Origin of the sequence: Bradyrhizobium australiense, assembly GCF_013114825.1 — a bacterium.
Classification (GTDB): domain Bacteria; phylum Pseudomonadota; class Alphaproteobacteria; order Rhizobiales; family Xanthobacteraceae; genus Bradyrhizobium; species Bradyrhizobium australiense.
In genome coordinates this window covers 161,012-179,508 of sequence record NZ_JAAVLX010000001.1, presented here as the reverse complement: position 1 = coordinate 179,508, position 18,497 = coordinate 161,012, and the positions used below count along the sequence as shown (strand labels likewise).

Sequence of the window (18,497 nt, the reverse complement as noted above, 5' to 3'; positions counted from 1 at the left end):
CACGACCAGTGAGCAGGGTCTCGACTAGTGCTTCGGTTCTGATTGAATCAGAACCGAACTCTAGACTTCTGTTTTGACGCGTTTTCTTCACGCGAACCGGTATCCACTTCGCTCGAAAACGCTATGGACGGTCGAGGCCCGCTCGAGTCAATCGCCGGTCAGGCGGCGACGCGCTTCGGCGCGGTCTTGACGTGCGTGGCGTAGAGCGTCAGGCCGGTGAAGGCGAGGCCGCCGACGAGATTGCCGACCACGGTCGGGATCTCGTTCCAGATCAGGTAATCCATGATCGTGAACTTGCCGCCGAGCAGGAGGCCCGACGGGAACAGGAACATGTTCACGATCGAATGCTCGAACGTCATGAAGAAGAACAGCATGATCGGCATCCACATCGCGATCACCTTGCCGCTGACAGTGGTCGAAATCATCGCACCGACGACGCCGGCCGAGACCATCCAGTTGCACAGCATGCCGCGAACGAACAGCGTCAGCATGCCGCCTGCGCCATGCGCCGCGTAACCGACGGTGCGGCCCTCGCCGATCGTTCCGATCACCTGGCCGACCTTGTCGGGTGGTGAGGTGAAACCGAAAGTGAAGACGATCGCCATCATCACGGCGACGGTGAAGGCGCCGAGAAAATTGCCGATGAACACCAGCGTCCAGTTGCGCAGCACGCCGCCCAGCGTCACGCCCGGACGCCTGTCGATCCAGGCCAACGGGGACAGAACGAACACGCCGGTCAGGAGATCGAAGCCGAACAAATACAGCATGCAAAAGCCGACCGGAAACAGCGCGGCGCCGACGATCGGAACGCCGGTCGACACGTTGACCGTAACGGCAAAGGCGGCGGCGAGCGCCAGAATGGCTCCCGCCATGTAGGCGCGGATGACCGTGTCGCGCGTCGACATGAAGATCTTGGATTCTCCGGCATCGACCATCTTGGTCACGAATTCCGAAGGCACGAGATAGGCCATTACAGTTCCCCTTGTTCGCAAAAAACGGTTCAATCCAGCGCCGGCGACCACAGCCGCGCCGATGTAAAGTGAGCCAAGCCGTCCTCGCGCGCGTGCCGGGCGTCGCCTTCCGCAGGACCAAACAGGTCTGCCTCGGCACGGCCGGTGACACGGTCACGCTCGATCAGAAACAGAGATGCGCAATTCGTGGCAAATGGTCCCGATGACTGCTCCAAGCGCCTCGGTGAGGTCGCTTGATCCCTGTGCCTTCGCCAACGCTGGCTTCGGCATCCGTAGGACGGCAGTCGTCATTGACTGAGAAGCAAATAAGCAATCGATGTGCCAACCCCGATTTCGGGGGTTAGCTCGGAAATACCTCGTGATTCTACGAGTTTAATCCACAGTTGCGCGGCCCAGGGACAGGCGACATGCCTTGTATTTGTGCAGTTGCACAGATGTTGGCGCCTGGCGTGCCGCCTCACTAGTGCTGAGAATCTGACGGATGATCCCCAGCCGACGAGCGGACCCTCCAGGGGACCGAGATGGGTGGTTTGCGGGCGTTGGCGGCCCGCGAGAAAAATTCGAGCGCGTGTCGTGAGGCCCGCCGGTCGTTCGTCCTCGGGTACGCAGAACCCGGAGAGAGACAATGCGGAAGATCATCGCCATCACCCATGTCACGCTGGACGGCATCATGCCGTCGCCCGGAGCCTCCCGATGACCCCCACCATCACCGCCTTCAAGCAGTCGCCCGATCGCGGCAGAGGCCTGGCGCGTGACATGCGCGTTCGCTGGGCGCTTGAGGAAGTGGGCCAGCCCTACGACGTTCGTCTTGTCTCGTTCCGTGAGATGAAGGAACCCGCGCATCTTGCGCTGCATCCTTTCGGGCAGATTCCGACCTATGAAGAAGGCGATCTCGCTCTGTTCGAGTCGGGGGCGATCGTGTTTCATATCGCGCAGCGCCATGCGGGCCTGCTGCCAGACGATGCGAATGCCCGGGCGCGCGCGATCTCATGGATGTTTGCCGCGCTTAACACGGTGGAGCCGCCGCTTGTCGATCGCGAAATCGCCATGCGCGAGGAGCGCGACAAGTCCTGGTACGAGGCGCGCCTGCGTATTGTCGAGGATCGCGCCCGTAAACCGCTGGGCGAACTTTCCATTCGCCTTGGCGATGCCGAATGGCTCGATGGCGCGTTCAACGCGGGCGACCTTCTGATGGCGGCGGTGCTGTTCAGGTCGAAGGGATCGGGAATACTGGACGAATATCCGAACCTCTCCGCCTATGTCGCCCGCGGCGAAGCGCGGCCCGCCTTCAAGCGTGCTTTCGACGCTCAATTGGCGGTTTTCACCGCCGCGTCGAGCGGCTGATAGCCGTCCGCTCAGGGTCAAAGATTCCGTCACCTTAAGGCCGTGAAGCGATGGCGGGCACAGCCTTGCCGGCCGGGACCTCGCGCTCGACGGTGTTCAGAAAGCGGATGAACTCCTGATGGCGGTGGCGCTGCATGCAGCGGCCAATGACCCTGCCTTCCAAGTGACGTGGGGATAGATCGCCGTCAGGAGGCGAGTCCCAGCTATTTGGTCTGCGTCCGCACCGGCCGATCCTTAAGTCCGTTATTGTCGTAGGCCTTGCGCAGCGTGCCGTCGGAGATCGCTTCGTTCAGAAACTTGAGCGCAAACGCCAGCGACAGCGGATGATTGGGCGGCACTGCCACCGCCGTCACGGTCTGCTTGAAGGTTTCGTCCAGCACGCGCGTGCCCGGAATCTGCTTTGCCATGGCGTTAAGCTGGTCGCGCGACAGCGCGAACGCGTCGATCTCGCCGTTCTTGAGCAGGCCGAAGATTTCGTCATAGGTCTGGTAGCCGGTGACCTCAGCATTCTTCAGATGCGCGATCGCGCCGCGCATCGTGGTCGTGTTGTTGACCGCGGCGACCTTGATCCCGGGTTGATCCAACGATGCGAAATTCGTGACCGTCGAGCCTGGCTTGACGATGTAGGTCGCGTCCGCAACCTCGTAGATCGGCCCAAACGACATCCTGCCCTCGCGTTCGGGATCTTTCGGCAGGAAGGTGATGTCCCAGGTGCCCTTTGACACCGCATCGACGATCTGCCCGGAATTGTTGTGCACGACATATTCGACGGGGACGCCGAGCTGCGCCGCCATCTCCCTGCCGAGATCGACCGGCACGCCGGCATAGCCGGTTTCGGTCCTGGTCGACCAGAACGCGCCGCCGGCCGGGCTGATCGCGATCGCCACCCGCAGCTTGCCGGTCGGCGCGATCTCGTCCTTCAAGGCATCCGCTGCAGCGGGCATCGTCATCATCACCGTCAATCCCAGAAAGAGAGTAGCCGTTGCCGGCGAGAGTTGATTGAACATCGGGAGCTCCTTCCCCAGCCGATGGCTGGCGGCGCGCTTACCCGTTTTACGGATGATCAGCGCTTCTTTTTCTTTGCCGCAGCCGGTCCTTTTTGTGCCGCCGGCGTCGCCGGCTTGGCCGGCTCGGCCGTTTCGAACTTGCCGATCGCAATGATCTGGACGCGCGCATTGGCAGGCGACGCCGGGCGATTGATATCCTGCAACTGTTCCTCGCCGAGTCCCAGCGCCTGAAGCCGTTTCGGCGACACCTTGAAGGTGTTCACCAGCACGTCCCGGATCGATTCGGCGCGCCGCTGGCTCAGGATGAGGTTGTGGTCGCGCCTTCCGGCGGATTCGACATGATCGACGATCAGATAGCGATAAGGGCGCGTCTTCGGATCTGTGAGCGCGTCGGCGATGCTGCCGATGGTCTGATAGGAGGCCGGCCGGATCAGCGAGGAGTCCTGGTCGAATACGACGTCGAAACGGATTTGCGGCAATTTCGACAATTGAGGCGCGATCGGCGGCCGCTTTTGCGGCTGGGCGTCCGCTCTTGCTTTGATGCGGTCGGCGGCCTGTTGGCGCAGGGCGGCCAGATCGATATCCGACTCGGCTTCAACGGCAAGCTTCTCAATGATATCGGCCGTCGACGCAGCCGTTTGCGCGCGCGCCGCAGCCATTGGCCAGGCAACCAGGCACAAGGCGCCCAACAACAGGCCGATGGCGCGCAGCTTTCTTCCCGAACGCATCAGCGATACCCCGCAGCGCTGATCGCCTTGTTGCAGTTCGGGGTCGCCTTCTTGGTCGAATCCAGCAGACACTGCAGTCCCTTGACGGGATCCTGCCGGACGTCGCCGCACAGATGGTTCAATTCCCAATTGCACAGTTTTACAAGGGAGGTGCGCGCGGTAATGCGCTGCTGGATGGCGCCGAAAGCCTGGGGATAATCGGCCTTGCATTTCGCTGATACCACGTCCTGATTTCGACCCAGGCACTCCTTCAGGCGCGTCGCGTCGAGATTGACGCCACGGCAATTGTCGTCGATGTCCTTGCCGCAGCTCGCGGCCAGCATGGCCGCGGCCTCCTCGAATTTCATGGACTGCGCCGCCGCCAGCGAAGGCGCTGATATCGCAATGATGCAAAGGAAAAGCCGGATTCGGGTCATGCGCTCACCTCACACAAGGAGGGTGGCGATGGTCAAGTGCTCTATTTGAGTTCACGGCCGCTCAGGCGGGCTATTGCGCCGCAACAAATCGTCGCGGGCGGCGCAAGCACGCGCCCCCTTGCGCGAGGGAGGTTCCAAACCACCATCTGCATGGTGTCGAATGCCGTCACGGCGCGGTCTGCGCCGCCGGCACCTTGATCTCGCGCGGCAGGATGATCGCCGCCACGATCACCAAAAGGCACAGCGCGCCGAACGCCTGCAGCATGGTGACGAAGCCGCCCTTTTCATAGAGCCAGGCCACCAGGCCGACGGAGGCGCCGGCTGCGGTGAACCCGACGAAGTAGCGCACCGAATAGGCGCGCGAGCGCCATTCCTCGGTGGTGTACTTGCCGACCATGGCGTCGTTGACGGTGACCTGGCCGAACGCGCCCATCACGATGCCGATGGAAGCGATGATCAGCGGCAGGTTCGACAGCGTCGCCGCGAAATACATGAACGGCGCCAGCAGAAACGACAGCGGCAGCATCACGGTCTTCAGCGAATAATGGTCGATCAGCTTGCCGATGGTATATTGCGTCATCGCGCCGAACACATAGACGCCGGCCGCGATTACCCCGAGCAGCGCCGGGCTGTTGGTCATGCCGGCCAGCCGCTCGGCGAACAGTTTCGGCATCGCGACCGTGATGGCGTTGAAGGTGGTGGATATCGCGATCACCACGATCAATAGCGCCAAAAACACCCGCCACATATCCTGCTTCGCCACCCGCGCCTGCGCCGCCGCCTGCTTGCTGCCGGTCCGGTCCTCGTGCACGACCATCAGCGCAAAGGCCGCGCCGATCAGGATTGTGACGATTCCCGGCGCGATGAAGGCCCAGCGCCAGCCGAGATATTGCCCGATCACGCCGGTGACCAGCGCCGAGGACGCCACGCCGAGATTGCCCCAGACGCCGTTCAGGCCCATCTCGCGGCCGAGCCTGTCGGCATAGGACACAATCATCGCAGTACCGACCGGATGGTAGATCGCGGCGAACAGGCCGATTGCCAGCAGCGCTGCGCCGAGTTGCAGCGGCGTTTGCACGAAGCCGACCGCGATCATCGACGCGCCGATGCCCAAAAAGAAAATCACCATCATGTGCCGCCGGCTCCAGCGATCGCCGAGCCAGCCGGTAACGAGCGAGCCCGCGCCGAACGCGACGAATCCCGGGGTGGCGTAAGGTAATAGTTCCGAATAGGCCATGCCGAGCGCCGGGCCCATGATGATGACGGCGGCGGCAAAGATCAGCATCGCATAATGGTCGATGAAATGGGCGGCGTTGACGAAAGTGATCACCCGGCTGGGGCTGTTCATGGTCGATTCCCGAATCCCGCAATTTTCCGAAATAGGTTATACGGGGTAGTCCTGACGGGATGTCGCCAATGAATATCGCCGAAAAGCCAATTGCCGCCATTATCGGGCGCCGCATCTCGACAGGTGACGGCATCCACATGATCGCCAACAGCTACAGGAAGGGCATCCGGCTCGACACCCACATGCACCGCGAGGCGCAGCTCGTCTACGCGGCGAGGGGCACGATGCAGGTGACGACGCCGAAGGGCCGCTGGCTGGTGCCGCCGGACCGCGCAGTGTGGGTCCCCGCGCTAGCGGAGCACGCGATCGACGTGCTCGCCGATATTGAGATGCGGACGCTCTATTTCGAACTCGACTGGCTGCAGCGCGAAGTGCGCAGCCACGGCCTGGATGCGGAGTTCGTGGTGCGGGTGTCGCCGCTGCTGCACCAGACTATCCTCGCTTTGTTCGACGATCGCGGCGATCGCGAGCGAACCGAGCTTCTGCTGCGACTGGCCATGATGGAGCTCGACCAGGCGGAAGATTCCACGACCTTCATCCCGCTGCCGCGCGAGCCGCGCTGCCGGCGCGTCGCGGACATCGTGCTTAACGACCCAACCGCCGACCATGAAATCGAAACGCTGGCGCGCGAGGTCGGCACCTCGGTGCGGACGCTATCGCGGCTGTTCTCGTCGGAGACGCAATTGAGCTTCAAGAGCTGGTGCCAGCGCGCCCGGATTGCGACGGCGATCGAAAAGCTGTCGACCGATGCCGTCGTCTCGGTCAAGCAGCTTGCCTCGGATTTGGGCTATGCCAGCGTGCCGGCGTTTTCCCACGCTTTCCGGCAGGTTACCGGCAAAACGCCGACGGAATTCGCCGGCAAAGAGTGAGGTAACGACATTGTATTGTCGTCATTGTCAGCGAAGCGGGTAATCCAGTATTCGAGGGACGATGATTAACCGTACTGAATACCCGCATGCGCGGGGTATGACGACCCGATCATCTTGATTGTGATCGGCACCGGCCTAAATCCGATGTAAGATTCCGCAAAACCCCCGCTGGATTCGACCTGCCACATGGCCAACGCCTTTTTCTCCGATCTTCTCGCGACAATATCTGAACGCGGCCGCACGCTGCTGCGGCGCACCGGGCCGTCCGACGACGGCCAGGATGCTTCGGAGCTGATCGAATTATGCGAGGCGCTATTGTCGGGCCGCGGCGAAGCCTCCGGTACCGCGATGGCCCGCGAGGTGCTCGATCGCTACCACGACCTCGACGCTGCAGGCCGGCTCACCTTTTTCGAAACGCTGGCCCGCAACTTCGGCCCCGACCGCGAGAAGCTGTCGCAGGCGATCGAGAGCTGGCGCAGCCAGCCGAACGACAGCGATGCCAGCGACCTTCATTTTGCTTCAGAGCCGCGCCGGCAGGAGCTGATCCGCCGCCTCAACCGCGCGCCCGGCGGCACCAGCGAACTGGTGGCGATGCGCGCCGACCTGCTTTCCCTGATGAAGGGCAACAAGGATCTGGCCGCGCTCGACCGCGACGTGGTGCATTTGCTGTCTTCTTGGTTCAACAGGGGATTTCTCGTGCTGCGGAGGATAGACTGGTCGACGCCGGCCAATATTCTGGAACAGATCATTCGCTATGAGGCCGTGCACGAAATCCGCGACTGGAACGATTTGCGCCGCCGCATCGACCCGGCCGACCGGCGCTGCTACGCCTTCTTCCATCCCCAGCTCAACGACGAGCCGCTGATCTTCGTCGAGGTCGCGCTGACCGAGACGATTCCGACTGCGATCGCGCCGCTGCTTGCGGCCGAGCGTCAGCCGGTGCCGATCGAGCGTGCGCGCACGGCCGTGTTCTATTCGATCTCGAACACGCAAAAGGGGCTTGGCGGCATTTCCTTCGGCAGCTTCCTGATCAAGCAGGTGGTCGAAGAGTTGCGGCGCGAATTGCCGAAGCTGGATACGTTCATCACGCTGTCGCCGGTGCCGGGCTTCATGCAATGGCTGAAACAGGCCGATGATGTTCCGGTCAGCGACGAGGAGCGGACGCTGCTGGAAGCCCTCGACAAGCCGGACTGGTTCGAGAATGCCGAACTGACTGCGCAATTGCGCGCCGTGCTGGAGCCGCTGGCGGCGCATTATTTCCTGAAGGCCCGTACACCGAAGGGCCGGCTGGTCGATTCGGTGGCCCGCTTCCACATCGGCAACGGCGCGCGGCTGGAGAAGATCGACTGGCTCGGCGATCTCTCGCCCAAGGGCCTGCGGGAATCCGCCGGCATCATGGTCAATTACCTCTACCGGCTGGAGGACATCGAGAAGAACCACGAGGCCTACGCCAATCAGGGCGAAATCGCCGCCTCCAGCGCGGTGAAGAAACTGCTCAAGACCGAGGGACGGCGGTTGCTGGATATGCGGCTGTCGTAGACCGGCCGCGGATTCCATTGGCCGCTGAATTGAAATCGTATTGCAATGGCTTCCGATGGCGGCGCATCTCCCCGGCCGATAAGCCCCTCGGAGCGGATCGACGCCATTGATGTGCTGCGCGGCGTTGCCCTGCTCGGCGTTATGGCAATCAACGTCGTTACGGAATTTCGCGTTTCGATCCTCGAGCAATTTGTTGCCCGCGAGCCCGCGGCATCGCCGGTCGATCACGCCATCGAAACGATTTTGACGTTCGCCGTCGAGATGAAGGCGTTTGCACTGTTTTCGCTGCTGTTCGGCACAGGCCTTGCTATCCAGTTCGAGCGGCTTGCGAACAGCGAGCGCCGCACGGCGCTTCTCGTGCGCCGGCTCACCGTGTTGCTGGCGTTCGGGCTCCTTCTGTGTCTGATCTGGAATGGCGATATTCTCACCGAATATGCGCTCGCCGGCCTGATTGTCCTGCCGTTGCTGTTCGGACCGCGCTGGCTGGTGGGTGTCGCCGCGCTGGCGTCTCTCGGGCTGTATCTGGCGATGCAGGCCTTTCCGGTGTCAGGATTGTGGCCCAGCGCAGCCGCGATGACGCAGGCCGTCGCCGAGGCGCATCGCATCTATCCGACGGGCAGCTTCCTCGACGTGCTGGCGCTCCGGCTCCGCGAGATTCCCCTTTTCGTTCCCCTGCACGCCTATATCTTTCCGCGCACCATCGGGTTGTTTCTGCTCGGAGCCTTCGCATGGCGCACTGGCATTCTGCGACAGCCGCCTCGCCATCTGCTCTTCTCGATCGCCGCCGGCTGCATCGGCCTTGGCGCGGCATTGACCCTTTGCCACGCCGCCGGCTTTATCGCGGCCGGCCGGATCGGCGCCCTGGTAGAACCCCTCGGCACGGTTCTGCTGGCGCTGGGCTATGGCGCTGGTATCATCGGCATCGCCTCAACAGCGGAAAGAGGCTGCTCGGCTGGGCTGCGCCGTTGGGGCGGATGGCATTCACCAACTATCTCATGCAATCCCTCATCTTCGGCTGGGTCTTCTACGGCTACGGCCTTGGCCTGTTCGGCCGGCTCGGTGTTGCCCACGCGCTCGCGATCGGTATCGCCATCTACATCGGACAGGTGTTTTTCAGCGCCTGGTGGCTGCGTCATTACCGATACGGCCCTGTCGAGTGGCTGTGGCGCACGCTGATGTATGGACTGCCGCAACCGATGTCGCTGTTGAAACTTGAGGCCGTGCGATGACGATCATCTGGACCGACGACCGGGCGGGCGTGGATTGGCAGGAACTCGAAGCGCTCTATCGGGCCGCGCCGCTCGGCAACAAGAATGCGGACGATCTCGAAGTGGTGTTCGGCAACAGCATGTTCTGCTGCTTTGCCCGCGACAACGGCCGCCTCGTCGGCGCCGGCCGCGTTCTGGCTGACGGACGCGATTGCGCCTATCTCTGCGACGTTGCCGTGCTGCCCAGCCATCAGGGGCTCGGCCTCGGAAAGCAGATCATCGAAAGACTGCTTGCCCAATCGAAGTCACACGCCAAGATCATTCTCTATGCGGTCGCGGGCCGCGAGCCGTTGTATGCGAAGTTCGGCTTCCTGCGGATGAAGACGGCCATGGCGATCTTCAGGAACCGGCAATCAGCCATCGAGAAAGGGCTGTTGTCGGAGAACTGATCGTGAGCCTCGTCATGCCCGCCACCGGGTCTCGCCTTCGGCGGGCCCGATGACAGGCTCCAGCGGGCATCCAATAATCGCTGGCGTCAGAGGTAGAACGGAGAGGCTGCGGCGTACTGATCGTCCGCCTTCGCTCTGACGAGCTACGGCGCACAATTCGCGGACGATGACAGCCTGCTCAGGCCGCCAGCGCCTTCATTTCCTTGTAGAGATCGGATTTTCCCTCGAACCCGATGCCCGGCAGATCGGGCATGGTGATGTGGCCGTTCTCGACGCGGACACCATCCGGGAAGCCGCCATAGGGCTGGAACAGGTCGGGATAGCTCTCATTGCCGCCGAGGCCAAGGCCGGCGGCAATATTGAGCGACATCTGGTGGCCACCGTGGGGAATGCAGCGGCTCGGCGACCAGCCGTGCGTTTTCAGCACCGCCAGAGTGCGCTGGTATTCGCACAGACCATAGGATAGCGCGCAGTCGAACTGCAGCCAGTCGCGATCGGGCCGCATGGCGCCATAGCGGATCAGATTTTTGGCGTCCTGATGGCTGAAGAGATTCTCACCGGTCGCCATGGGTGCGGGATAGAATTCGGCGAGCGCCGCCTGCAGCGCGAAATCGAGGGGATCGCCCGCCTCCTCGTACCAGAACAGCGGATACTCCCGCAGCATCTTTGCGTAGGCGATCGCCGTTTCCAGATCGAACCGGCCGTTGGCGTCGACGGCGAGCTGCGCGTCCTTGCCGATCTCCTTCAACACGGCTTCGATGCGCTCGCGGTCTTCCGCGATCGGCGCGCCGCCGATCTTCATTTTCACGACATTGTAGCCGCGGTCGAGATAGCCCCGCATCTCGCCGCGCAGTACCGACAGGTCCTTGCCCGGATAATAGTAACCGCCAGCGGCATAGACGAACACGCGCGGATTGGCCTCGCGGCCATGTCGCTCGGCGAGCAATCTAAACAGCGGCTTGCCCGCGATCTTCGCCACTGCGTCCCACACCGCCATGTCGATGGTGCCGACCGCGACCGAGCGCTCGCCATGGCCGCCGGGTTTCTCGTTCGACATCATGGCCGTCCAGACCCTGTCAGGATCGAGATTGCTACCGGAGGCATCGAGCAGGCTCTTGGGATCTGCCTCCTTCAGCCGCGGCGCAAAGCGCTCGCGGATCAGACCGCCCTGCCCGTAACGGCCGTTGGAATTGAAGCCGTAGCCGACGACGCGCTTGCCGTCGCGAACAGCGTCGGTGACGACGGCAACGAGGCTCGTCGTCATTTTGGTGAAATCGATATAGGCGTTGCGGATCGGCGAGGAGATCGGTTTTGTGATTTCGCGGACGTCGACGATGCGGACGGACATGGTTCGGCTTTCAGTCGCTGCCGTCATTGCGAGCGAAGCGAAGCAATCCATCGGGCCGCGCGCAGGGATGGATGGATTGCTTCGTCGCTTCGCTCCTCGCAATGACGTTTGATATGGACTCGGCTCAGGACTTCGCCTTGTCGCGGAAATACGGCTCGACCGGGCCGTGCACCTTGATCGTCAGCGGATTGCCGTAGCGGTCCTTTGCATTGCCCGCGGTGACCCGCACCCAGCCCTCGCTGATGCAATATTCCTCGACATTGGTTTTCTCGACGCCCTTGAAGCGAATGCCGACGTCGCGCGCGAGGATCTCGGCATTGTAGTATGGGCTGTTCGGATCGACCGAGAGACGGTCGGGGAATTGATCGCTCATCGCTTTGTTGGTCTCGCTCACAGCAGTGCCTCGATTTCTTTTCTGATTCCCTCGGGCGTCGCGGTCGGCGCGTAACGCCCGACCACCTTACCCGACCGGTCGACCAGGAATTTGGTAAAATTCCATTTGATCGACGAGCCCAACAATCCCGATTTCGCGTTTTTCAGATGGTTGAACAACGGATGCGCATGGCTGCCGTTGACGTCGATCTTGGCGAACATCGGAAATGTCACACCATATTTGCCCGCACAGAATTGCTCGATCTGCCTGGCGTCGCCCGGCTCCTGCCCACCGAACTGGTTGCAGGGAAAGCCGAGCACCGCAAAGCCGCGCGACGCCAGTTCACGATGCAATTGCTCCAGGCCGTTGTATTGCGGCGTGAACCCGCAGGCGCTCGCGGTGTTGACGATCAGAAGCACCTGACCCTCGAACCGCTTCAGCGGAATGTCTTCGCCGGCAAGCGACTGCGCCGTAAAATCATAAACGCCTGGCATGGCCTTCCATTTGTTACCGGAGCATGATCTTATCCGAAAACCGGTACCCACTTTTCGGGATCACGCTCTAGCCGGCAGGATCGATCGCCGCCGAGGGCGTCCCACCGGCTTCGATCGCTTCGCCCGCAGCGAGGCACAGATCTTCGCGGTAACGCCCGGAAACCAGTTGCACGCCGACGGGAACGCGCCCCACTAGCCCGGTCGAAACCGTTAGCCCGGGCAGCCCCATGAAGGGAATGGCGATCTGCGGCAATTGCGCATGCCAGACGCGCGTAAACGACGCGTCGTCCTTGCGGTCGAGCTGATCGGGGAACGGCAGTTCGCCTGAGACCGGCATCAGCAGCACGGCATATTGTTCGAAAAACGCCAGCCATTCGCGAGTCAGCGTCGCGCGCCGCGTCAGCGCTTTCGACAGGTCGAACGGATACACCTTGGCGCGGTTGCCGCGCAGGCAGGCCAGTGCGCCCGGATCGCCTTCGCGCTCGGCCGCTTCCAGCTGCGCCTCATAGCCGTCGCCGAGCCAAAGTTTTGTCTGGAGATCGGCGGCCTCGCGCAGCGGCGGCGTGTCGGCGATTTCCTCAACAGTCCAGCCCGCGCGCTCAAGCCGCTTGCCGGCGTCCGCCACCGCGGCTTTCACTTCAGGTACGGGATCAAGGCCGTCAGGGTTGAGACACATCGCGACGCGCTTCGGCATCGCCGGCCCTTCGAGCGGCGCCGGCACCCACCAGGGATCGCGATAGTCCCGCGCCGACATCGCCGCCAGCGCGATCCTGATATCGCCGATGGTGCGGGCCAGCGGGCCTGACACGGCGCTGATCTGCGGCCCGATCGGCCGTTCGGGGAGCGCCGCGTTGAACGCCGCGATGCGCCCCATGGTCGGTCGCAGACCGTGCACGCCGCAGGCGTAGGCGGGATAGCGGATCGATCCCGCAATATCGGTGCCGTGCGCGATATGACCGATGCCGGCCGCGACCGCAGCGCCCGCACCGCCGGACGAGCCGCCCGGGGTGATGCCGGGGTCGCGCGGGTTCTTGGTGTCGCCATGGATGAGATTGGTGGTGAACCAGCGATAGGAGAACGCCGGGCAATTGGTGCGCCCGAGAATGACGGCGCCGGACTTGCGCAAATTGTCGATCACCGGGCTATTGGCTTTCGCGATGGCGTCGCGCTGCAGCTTGAGCCCGTTGGTGGTGGCAAAGCCTTGCTGATCGATATTGACCTTCACCGTAACGGGCACGCCGCCCAGCGGACCGGCATCTTCGCCGCGCGCGATCGCAGCATCGATAGCGCCAGCCTGCGCCAGCACGTCTTCGGGCCTGTGGTCGACGACGGCATTGATTTTGGGATTGACCGCATCGAGCCGCGCCAGCGCCGCGGCCGCCGCTTCCCTGGCGGAGACTTTTTTCGAGCTGATCAGCGCGGCCATTTCCGCCGCCGACAGGCGCCATAAATCCTGCATGCAAAACTCCATCCGATTGCCGCCCTTGTAGCGCCGGGCGCAGGGCAATGCCAGCGGGGGAGTGCACTGCGGGCGAGCAGTGCTCCCTCGCCCCGCTCTTGCGGGGGGAGGGGCACTATCCGCGAGCCCCGCAGTGGAGAGCCCCCTCACCCGGCGCTACGCGCCGACCTCTCCCCGCAAGAACGGGGCGAGGTGACTAAAAACTAGCGCATGCGGGCGATGAAATAGGCGAGATCAGCGATCTGCTCCGGCGAAATCGGCGCCATCACGTCGGCCATGCTGGCGTCATAGCCGTGGCGGCTGTTGTCCTTGTACTCGCCAAGTGTCCTAGCGAGGTAGTCCTCGCGCTGGTTGGCGATGCGCGGGACGTTTTCCTTGCCGGAGAGGTCGGGGTTGTGGCAACTGTCGCAGCGGTGCTGCTGCACCAGCGCCTGGCCGCGCTGCATCCGCGCCGGCTCGCCGTTTTCTCCTGGCGGCACAGGCTTCGGCATCTTGGCAATGAAGTCGGAAAACAGGCGGAGATCCTCGTCAGTCAGCGCCTTCGCCATTTCGTTCATCGGCTCGAAGACGCGCAGCTTCTCGCGGAACATGAAAAGCTGGATCAATGCATAAGGCGCCTGCTGCGCGCCGAGCGAGGGCGTGTTTTCGGTTTCGGACTGGCCCTTTTCACCGTGACAGGCAAGGCACGGCGCGATGCGTTGTTCGATGGGCTCGGCGGACGCGAATGTTGTGATCACGACAAACGCAAGTGCCATTATGGTTTTATGCATCCACCTACTCCGCAACTCCGCCATCGCGAGGAGCGCAGCGACGAAGCAATCCACGTCTCCGCAAGTGGAGGAATGGATTGCTTCGCTTCGCTCGCAATGACGGTTTTTGCTGGGTTACTTCCCCGCCATCTTCTGCTTGCCGTAGGTGATGCGATAGACGGCGCCGTTGTAGTCGTCGGAGACCAGCAGCGAACCGTCCTTCATCGGCAGCACATCGACTGGGCGGCCGTTATATTTGTTGTCCTCGAGGAAGCCCGTGATGAACGGCTCCAGCGACTTCATGGTGCCGTCCTTGTTCAGCTTGGCAATGACGACATCGCCGCCCACTTTCTTGGAGCGGTTCCATGAGCCGTGCCGGGCGATGATGGCCACGTTCTTGTAGGCCTTCGGGAACATGTTGCCGGTGTAGAAGCGCATGCCGAGCGCCGCGGAATGCGGGCCTAACAGGCCGACGGGCGCGGTGTATTCGCTGCAGGATTTACCCCAGCCGAATTCGGGATCGACGATGTTGCCCTGCAGGCAGAACGGCGCGCCGAAATGGTCGCCGACCTGGGTCATGCGGTTGAGCTCGTCCTCCGGCACGTCCTCCGACATCCAGTCGCGGCCATTGTCGGTGAAGTAGAGCTGCTTGGTCTCCGGATGCCAGTCGAAGCCGACAGTGTTGCGCACGCCGCGGGCGATCACTTCCGCGCCCGAACCGTCGAGATTCATCCGCCGGATCAGGCCGTGATCGTCGTCATGCAGCACGTTGTTGCCGGGCTGACCGACCGGAACGTAGAGCTTGTTGTCTGGACCGATGCCGATGAATTTCCAGCCATGGGCTTCGTCCTTTGGCAGCTTGTCGAAGATCACGGTCGGCTTCGGCGGGTTATCCAGATTGTCCTCGACCTCTTCGATCTTGGAGACCTTGGACAGTTCGGCGATGTAGAGCGTGCCATCCTTGAAAGCGACGCCGTTCGGTCGGTAGAGGCCGGAAGCCAGCACCTTGACCTCGCGTTTGCCGTCCTTGTTAACGATGGCATAGACCTTGTCGACGAGGCGGCTGCCGACGAACACCGTGCCCTTGTCGCCGACCGCGAGCGAGCGGGCATTCGCCATGCCGGCGGCATAGACCTCGATGTTGAAACCGGCCGGCACCTTGAGCTTCGCCGTCGGCAGTTTGTCCGGCGCCGCGGGGATCGGCGGCGGTGCGATCGGCGCCAGCTTGGCGGCGGCATCGCTGCCCGCGGGACGTCCGAGCAGCGGCGATCCCGGCGGAAGCGAGGGCGAGGCCGCAGTACCGGCGGGCGGCGCGCCGGCGGCCGGAAGTTGGGCGGGCGGCTGCTGGGCGGCGGCCGGCGGTTCGGCGGACTGCTGGGCAGCGGCGCTTAGCGTGAGGGCAGTGAAGAATGCACCGGACAGCAACAGGCTGCGCGGCACCGATAAATAACTTATCATGGGCGTTCTCCCTGGCGGAAGCCTTTCTCTTCGCGCGGGCTCGCATGATGCCGGCGCCGGAGGCTTTCCCGGCCGGCACTCTCCGATATTTTCCCGTCGAAGTGCAACCCGGAAAACATGGCCCACGGAAGTTGCGCGGTCGGACTTGGAGCGACATGAGCGGTGTCGACACTGGCCCGTGTCATTCCGGGATCGTCCGAAGAACCAGACCCGGAATCTCGAGATTCCTGCTTCGCGCGCCCCGGGATGACCCAGGCTAATGCCTCGTGACCGAACCGCCGGGCGCATCGAGAATCGCTTCGGCGAACGGAAACTCCAGCACGATCTCGCCGTCGTCGTCGGTGACTTCGATGGTGGCGCTGAGCAGCGCACCGTCGGCGCCATCGGTCTTGAGCAGTTCCCGGATCATGGCGCGCGCCATTTCCCAGGCGCGGTCGGGATCCCTGAGCACTTCGCCGTCGGGATCGGAAATCAGCTCATCGCCGATACGGGTGTTAAAGTAATATCGCGGCATCGGCGGAACCTTAAACTTCGCTTTTGGGCCCGCGACCGAAGGCCCATTCCTCACAAATTGTCTGGAGCCGGTGCGCTCCATCGGGAGAATTGTTGTTCGCGACGATCCGGACAACCACGAAACTGCTTGATCCCACATTGTTTTGACCGGGAGCCCCACACGACTCCGTGAAACTCTTTCGCGACGCAGCATAAAGTATCGGAGTTCCCTGTGAAATTTAACTGGCGAAGTTTCCGATCCGGGTTAGGTTAACGGGCGAGGGCGGAGTACGCCCGGCAGCAAAGGGAGAGACAAATGGCCTGGAAAGCGCCGAGAATCGCCGAAGTTTCGGTCGGCATGGAAATCAACATGTACATGTGCGCCACCCGCAAGTAAGCGGCAGCGCGCATCAAATCTCACGCAGGTGGACTTCCGGGCCTGACACGTTCCCGAGTGCGGAGCCGTGTCCGAGGCCGGCAGCCACCTCGTGACGTTTTTGGTTTGCATCGGTAAGTATCGAATCTCCAGGAGACGGATCATGCTTCGCGTCGTCGTCCTGGGCGCCGCGGCTGGCGGCGGCGTTCCGCAGTGGAATTGCGGATGTCCGGTGTGCCGGAAAGCACGAAGCGACCATCCCGAATTGCGGAGCACCCAGGCCTCGATCGCGGTCAGCGCCGATGGCGAGCACTGGTTTCTCGTCAACGCCTCACCAGACCTGCGTCAGCAGGTGACCGCAACGCCGCAGCTTCATCCCCGAGCGGGACAGCTCAGGCACAGCCCGATTGCCGGCGTGATCCTGACCAACGGCGAAATTGATGCGGTCGCAGGGCTGCTGTCGATGCGCGAAGGTTCACCCTTCACGCTTTATGCGCATGAACGGGTACTTGCGATTCTCAAATCCAACAGCATCTTCAATGTGCTGAACGAGCAAAACGTGAAGCAGCGGCCGATCGAGGTCGAGAGGGCATTCGAGCCGGCGTTGCCCAACGGTAAGCCGTCAGGCATTGAGGTGCTTCCGTTCGCGGTTCCCGGCAAGGGCGCGTGGTATCTCGAAGGCAAGGCGCATCCGGCAGGCGGCGACGGCGCGGGCGACACGCTGGGCTTGCGGATTCTGGACAAACGAAGCGGCAAGTATTTCTTTTTCCTGGCCGCCTGCGCACGCGTGACCGACGATCTCAAATCGCGGCTTTCGGGCGCTGCATTGCTGTTTTTCGACGGCACCGTGTGGCGCGACGATGAATTAATCGTCCAAGGCCTCGGCACCAAGACGGGACAAAACATGGGCCATATTTCGATGTCGGGTAATCATGGCGCGATCGAGAGCCTCGCCGGTCTCGACGTCGGAACGAAGGTGTTCCTGCATATCAATAACTCCAACCCCGCTCTGCTGCGCGGTTCGGACGAGCGCAAGGCCGTGGAACAGGCGGGCTGGCACATCCCCGCTGACGGAACGGAGATCAATCTGTGAACGTCGTCGCTGCACCCGGAATGACCGCCCTATCGATCGGCAAGGGCATCACGCTCAACAGCGCCGAGGAACTGGAGGCGGCGCTCCGCCATATCGGTGCGACGCGCTATCACAGCCTGCATCCGTTCCATCGGCTGCTGCACGGCGGCAAGCTCAACAAGGGACAGGTGCAGGCCTGGGCGCTGAACCGCTATTATTACCAGAGCACGATCCCGTTGAAGGATGCGATGGTGATCTCGCGGTTTCGCGACCGTGCGACCCGGATCGAATGGCGGCACCGGATCGAGGATCACGATGGGGACGTGGGTACCGAAGGCGGCATCGAGCGCTGGCTGAAGCTGACCGAAGGCCTCGGCCTCGACAGCGCCTATGTCGAATCGACCGAAGGCATCCTGCCGGCAACGCGGTTTGCGGTGGAGGCCTATGTGCATTTCTGCCGCGACAAGACGCCGCTGGAGGCGATCGCCTCCTCGCTTACCGAACTGTTCGCGCCGAACCTGCATGAGGAGCGCATCTCCGGGATGCTGCAGCACTATGATTTCGTCAACCCCGACATCATGAGCTATTTCAGCCGGCGCCTGACGCAGGCCCCGCGCGATGCGGGCTTCGCGCTGGACTATGTCAAGGCCAACGCGAAGACGCCGGCGGAACGCGAGGCGGTCTGCAACGCGCTGATCTTCAAGACCAATGTGCTATGGGTCCAGCTCGACGCGCTGTATCACGCCTATGTCGACGGCCATATACCGCCCGGCGCGTTCGTGCCCAAAGGGGACTGA

The 18,497-nt window shown here is 62.7% G+C and carries 20 protein-coding genes and 1 pseudogene; 8 read left to right on the top strand and 13 right to left on the bottom strand.

Going from position 1 to position 18,497, the window contains the following annotated elements; translation table 11 throughout:
* Positions 1–158: 158 nt before the first annotated feature.
* A complete protein-coding gene (locus HCN58_RS00765; RefSeq protein ID WP_171577470.1) occupies positions 159–971 on the bottom strand; it encodes a formate/nitrite transporter family protein in 813 nt (270 codons plus the stop codon).
* A 693-nt stretch (positions 972–1,664) separates the two neighbouring features.
* On the opposite strand from HCN58_RS00765, the gene HCN58_RS00760 reads away from it, so the two are divergent.
* Positions 1,665–2,315, top strand: coding sequence for a glutathione S-transferase family protein (locus HCN58_RS00760; RefSeq protein ID WP_171577469.1), 651 nt, complete (start codon positions 1,665–1,667; stop codon positions 2,313–2,315).
* A gap of 55 nt (positions 2,316–2,370) precedes the next feature.
* On the opposite strand, the pseudogene HCN58_RS00755 reads toward HCN58_RS00760, so the two are convergent.
* The 5 genes and pseudogenes from HCN58_RS00755 to HCN58_RS00735 all read right to left on the bottom strand — a co-directional run.
* Positions 2,371–2,478, bottom strand: a pseudogene (locus HCN58_RS00755) (IS630 family transposase); the annotation flags it as partial.
* Between the two features lie 40 nt (positions 2,479–2,518).
* Positions 2,519–3,265, bottom strand: a complete 747-nt coding sequence (locus HCN58_RS00750) for an ABC transporter substrate-binding protein (protein WP_376701137.1) — start codon at positions 3,263–3,265, stop codon at positions 2,519–2,521.
* A gap of 113 nt (positions 3,266–3,378) precedes the next feature.
* Positions 3,379–4,050: an OmpA family protein gene (locus tag HCN58_RS00745; RefSeq protein ID WP_171577467.1), complete on the bottom strand. Its 672-nt coding sequence runs from the start codon at positions 4,048–4,050 to the stop codon at positions 3,379–3,381.
* Positions 4,050–4,466 (bottom strand): hypothetical protein, encoded by a 417-nt coding sequence (locus HCN58_RS00740; protein WP_235983290.1) that lies wholly within the window; start codon positions 4,464–4,466, stop codon positions 4,050–4,052. Before HCN58_RS00740 ends, HCN58_RS00745 begins: the two co-directional genes overlap by 1 nt.
* Before the next feature lie 166 nt (positions 4,467–4,632).
* Positions 4,633–5,814: an MFS transporter gene (locus tag HCN58_RS00735; protein WP_171577466.1), complete on the bottom strand. Its 1,182-nt coding sequence runs from the start codon at positions 5,812–5,814 to the stop codon at positions 4,633–4,635.
* Positions 5,815–5,882: 68 nt separating this feature from the next.
* On the opposite strand from HCN58_RS00735, the gene HCN58_RS00730 reads away from it, so the two are divergent.
* From HCN58_RS00730 to HCN58_RS00715, 4 genes are all read left to right on the top strand, one after another.
* A complete protein-coding gene (locus HCN58_RS00730; protein ID WP_235983289.1) occupies positions 5,883–6,683 on the top strand; it encodes an AraC family transcriptional regulator in 801 nt (266 codons plus the stop codon).
* 186 nt (positions 6,684–6,869) lie between these two features.
* Positions 6,870–8,222: a malonyl-CoA decarboxylase gene (locus HCN58_RS00725; protein ID WP_171577464.1), complete on the top strand. Its 1,353-nt coding sequence runs from the start codon at positions 6,870–6,872 to the stop codon at positions 8,220–8,222.
* A gap of 728 nt (positions 8,223–8,950) precedes the next feature.
* A complete protein-coding gene (locus tag HCN58_RS37015; RefSeq protein ID WP_311966753.1) occupies positions 8,951–9,451 on the top strand; it encodes a DUF418 domain-containing protein in 501 nt (166 codons plus the stop codon).
* Complete coding sequence (locus HCN58_RS00715) at positions 9,448–9,879, top strand: GNAT family N-acetyltransferase (protein ID WP_171577463.1); 432 nt, start codon at positions 9,448–9,450, stop codon at positions 9,877–9,879. Before HCN58_RS37015 ends, HCN58_RS00715 begins: the two co-directional genes overlap by 4 nt.
* Before the next feature lie 178 nt (positions 9,880–10,057).
* On the opposite strand, the gene HCN58_RS00710 is transcribed toward HCN58_RS00715, so the two are convergent.
* The 7 genes from HCN58_RS00710 to HCN58_RS00680 all read right to left on the bottom strand — a co-directional run bounded on the left by HCN58_RS00710 (position 10,058) and on the right by HCN58_RS00680 (position 16,274).
* Positions 10,058–11,227: a mandelate racemase/muconate lactonizing enzyme family protein gene (locus HCN58_RS00710; RefSeq protein ID WP_171577462.1), complete on the bottom strand. Its 1,170-nt coding sequence runs from the start codon at positions 11,225–11,227 to the stop codon at positions 10,058–10,060.
* Between the two features lie 124 nt (positions 11,228–11,351).
* A complete protein-coding gene (locus HCN58_RS00705; RefSeq protein ID WP_057861239.1) occupies positions 11,352–11,600 on the bottom strand; it encodes a DUF3297 family protein in 249 nt (82 codons plus the stop codon).
* A gap of 17 nt (positions 11,601–11,617) precedes the next feature.
* Entirely contained in the window at positions 11,618–12,094 is a 477-nt protein-coding gene (locus HCN58_RS00700) for a glutathione peroxidase (protein WP_171577461.1), read from the bottom strand.
* 67 nt (positions 12,095–12,161) lie between these two features.
* On the bottom strand, positions 12,162–13,553 hold the full coding sequence (locus tag HCN58_RS00695) for an amidase family protein (RefSeq protein WP_171577460.1): 1,392 nt from the start codon (positions 13,551–13,553) through the stop codon (positions 12,162–12,164).
* A 203-nt stretch (positions 13,554–13,756) separates the two neighbouring features.
* Complete coding sequence (locus HCN58_RS00690) at positions 13,757–14,323, bottom strand: c-type cytochrome (protein WP_171577459.1); 567 nt, start codon at positions 14,321–14,323, stop codon at positions 13,757–13,759.
* A gap of 114 nt (positions 14,324–14,437) precedes the next feature.
* Complete coding sequence (locus tag HCN58_RS00685; protein ID WP_235983287.1) at positions 14,438–15,760, bottom strand: PQQ-dependent sugar dehydrogenase; 1,323 nt, start codon at positions 15,758–15,760, stop codon at positions 14,438–14,440.
* A gap of 256 nt (positions 15,761–16,016) precedes the next feature.
* Positions 16,017–16,274 (bottom strand): DUF6894 family protein, encoded by a 258-nt coding sequence (locus HCN58_RS00680; protein ID WP_171577458.1) that lies wholly within the window; start codon positions 16,272–16,274, stop codon positions 16,017–16,019.
* 294 nt (positions 16,275–16,568) lie between these two features.
* On the opposite strand from HCN58_RS00680, the gene pqqA reads away from it, so the two are divergent.
* From pqqA to pqqC, 3 genes are all read left to right on the top strand, one after another.
* Complete coding sequence (gene pqqA, locus HCN58_RS00675) at positions 16,569–16,649, top strand: pyrroloquinoline quinone precursor peptide PqqA (RefSeq protein WP_171577974.1); 81 nt, start codon at positions 16,569–16,571, stop codon at positions 16,647–16,649.
* Between the two features lie 142 nt (positions 16,650–16,791).
* Positions 16,792–17,721 carry a pyrroloquinoline quinone biosynthesis protein PqqB gene (gene pqqB, locus HCN58_RS00670; protein WP_171577457.1) on the top strand — a complete coding sequence of 310 codons (930 nt, stop codon included), beginning with the start codon at positions 16,792–16,794 and terminating at the stop codon, positions 17,719–17,721.
* A gap of 20 nt (positions 17,722–17,741) precedes the next feature.
* A complete protein-coding gene (pqqC, locus tag HCN58_RS00665; protein ID WP_171577973.1) occupies positions 17,742–18,497 on the top strand; it encodes a pyrroloquinoline-quinone synthase PqqC in 756 nt (251 codons plus the stop codon).

Excerpts from the sequence above, each read along its gene's own strand:
- HCN58_RS00730 (WP_235983289.1), top strand. The coding sequence starts at position 5,883 with ATGAATATCGCCGAAAAGCCAATTGCCGCCATTATCGGGCGCCGCATC.
- HCN58_RS00765 (WP_171577470.1), bottom strand. The coding sequence starts at position 971 with ATGGCCTATCTCGTGCCTTCGGAATTCGTGACCAAGATGGTCGATGCC.
- HCN58_RS00685 (WP_235983287.1), bottom strand. The coding sequence starts at position 15,760 with ATGATAAGTTATTTATCGGTGCCGCGCAGCCTGTTGCTGTCCGGTGCA.
- HCN58_RS37015 (WP_311966753.1), top strand. The coding sequence starts at position 8,951 with ATGGCGCACTGGCATTCTGCGACAGCCGCCTCGCCATCTGCTCTTCTC.
- HCN58_RS00700 (WP_171577461.1), bottom strand. The coding sequence starts at position 12,094 with ATGCCAGGCGTTTATGATTTTACGGCGCAGTCGCTTGCCGGCGAAGAC.
- HCN58_RS00745 (WP_171577467.1), bottom strand. The coding sequence starts at position 4,050 with ATGCGTTCGGGAAGAAAGCTGCGCGCCATCGGCCTGTTGTTGGGCGCC.
- HCN58_RS00735 (WP_171577466.1), bottom strand. The coding sequence starts at position 5,814 with ATGAACAGCCCCAGCCGGGTGATCACTTTCGTCAACGCCGCCCATTTC.
- HCN58_RS00750 (WP_376701137.1), bottom strand. The coding sequence starts at position 3,265 with ATGACGATGCCCGCTGCAGCGGATGCCTTGAAGGACGAGATCGCGCCG.
- HCN58_RS00740 (WP_235983290.1), bottom strand. The coding sequence starts at position 4,466 with ATGACCCGAATCCGGCTTTTCCTTTGCATCATTGCGATATCAGCGCCT.
- pqqA (WP_171577974.1), top strand. The coding sequence starts at position 16,569 with ATGGCCTGGAAAGCGCCGAGAATCGCCGAAGTTTCGGTCGGCATGGAA.
- HCN58_RS00695 (WP_171577460.1), bottom strand. The coding sequence starts at position 13,553 with ATGCAGGATTTATGGCGCCTGTCGGCGGCGGAAATGGCCGCGCTGATC.
- HCN58_RS00680 (WP_171577458.1), bottom strand. The coding sequence starts at position 16,274 with ATGCCGCGATATTACTTTAACACCCGTATCGGCGATGAGCTGATTTCC.
- HCN58_RS00710 (WP_171577462.1), bottom strand. The coding sequence starts at position 11,227 with ATGTCCGTCCGCATCGTCGACGTCCGCGAAATCACAAAACCGATCTCC.
- pqqC (WP_171577973.1), top strand. The coding sequence starts at position 17,742 with ATGACCGCCCTATCGATCGGCAAGGGCATCACGCTCAACAGCGCCGAG.
- HCN58_RS00725 (WP_171577464.1), top strand. The coding sequence starts at position 6,870 with ATGGCCAACGCCTTTTTCTCCGATCTTCTCGCGACAATATCTGAACGC.
- HCN58_RS00760 (WP_171577469.1), top strand. The coding sequence starts at position 1,665 with ATGACCCCCACCATCACCGCCTTCAAGCAGTCGCCCGATCGCGGCAGA.
- pqqB (WP_171577457.1), top strand. The coding sequence starts at position 16,792 with ATGCTTCGCGTCGTCGTCCTGGGCGCCGCGGCTGGCGGCGGCGTTCCG.
- HCN58_RS00690 (WP_171577459.1), bottom strand. The coding sequence starts at position 14,323 with ATGCATAAAACCATAATGGCACTTGCGTTTGTCGTGATCACAACATTC.
- HCN58_RS00715 (WP_171577463.1), top strand. The coding sequence starts at position 9,448 with ATGACGATCATCTGGACCGACGACCGGGCGGGCGTGGATTGGCAGGAA.
- HCN58_RS00705 (WP_057861239.1), bottom strand. The coding sequence starts at position 11,600 with ATGAGCGATCAATTCCCCGACCGTCTCTCGGTCGATCCGAACAGCCCA.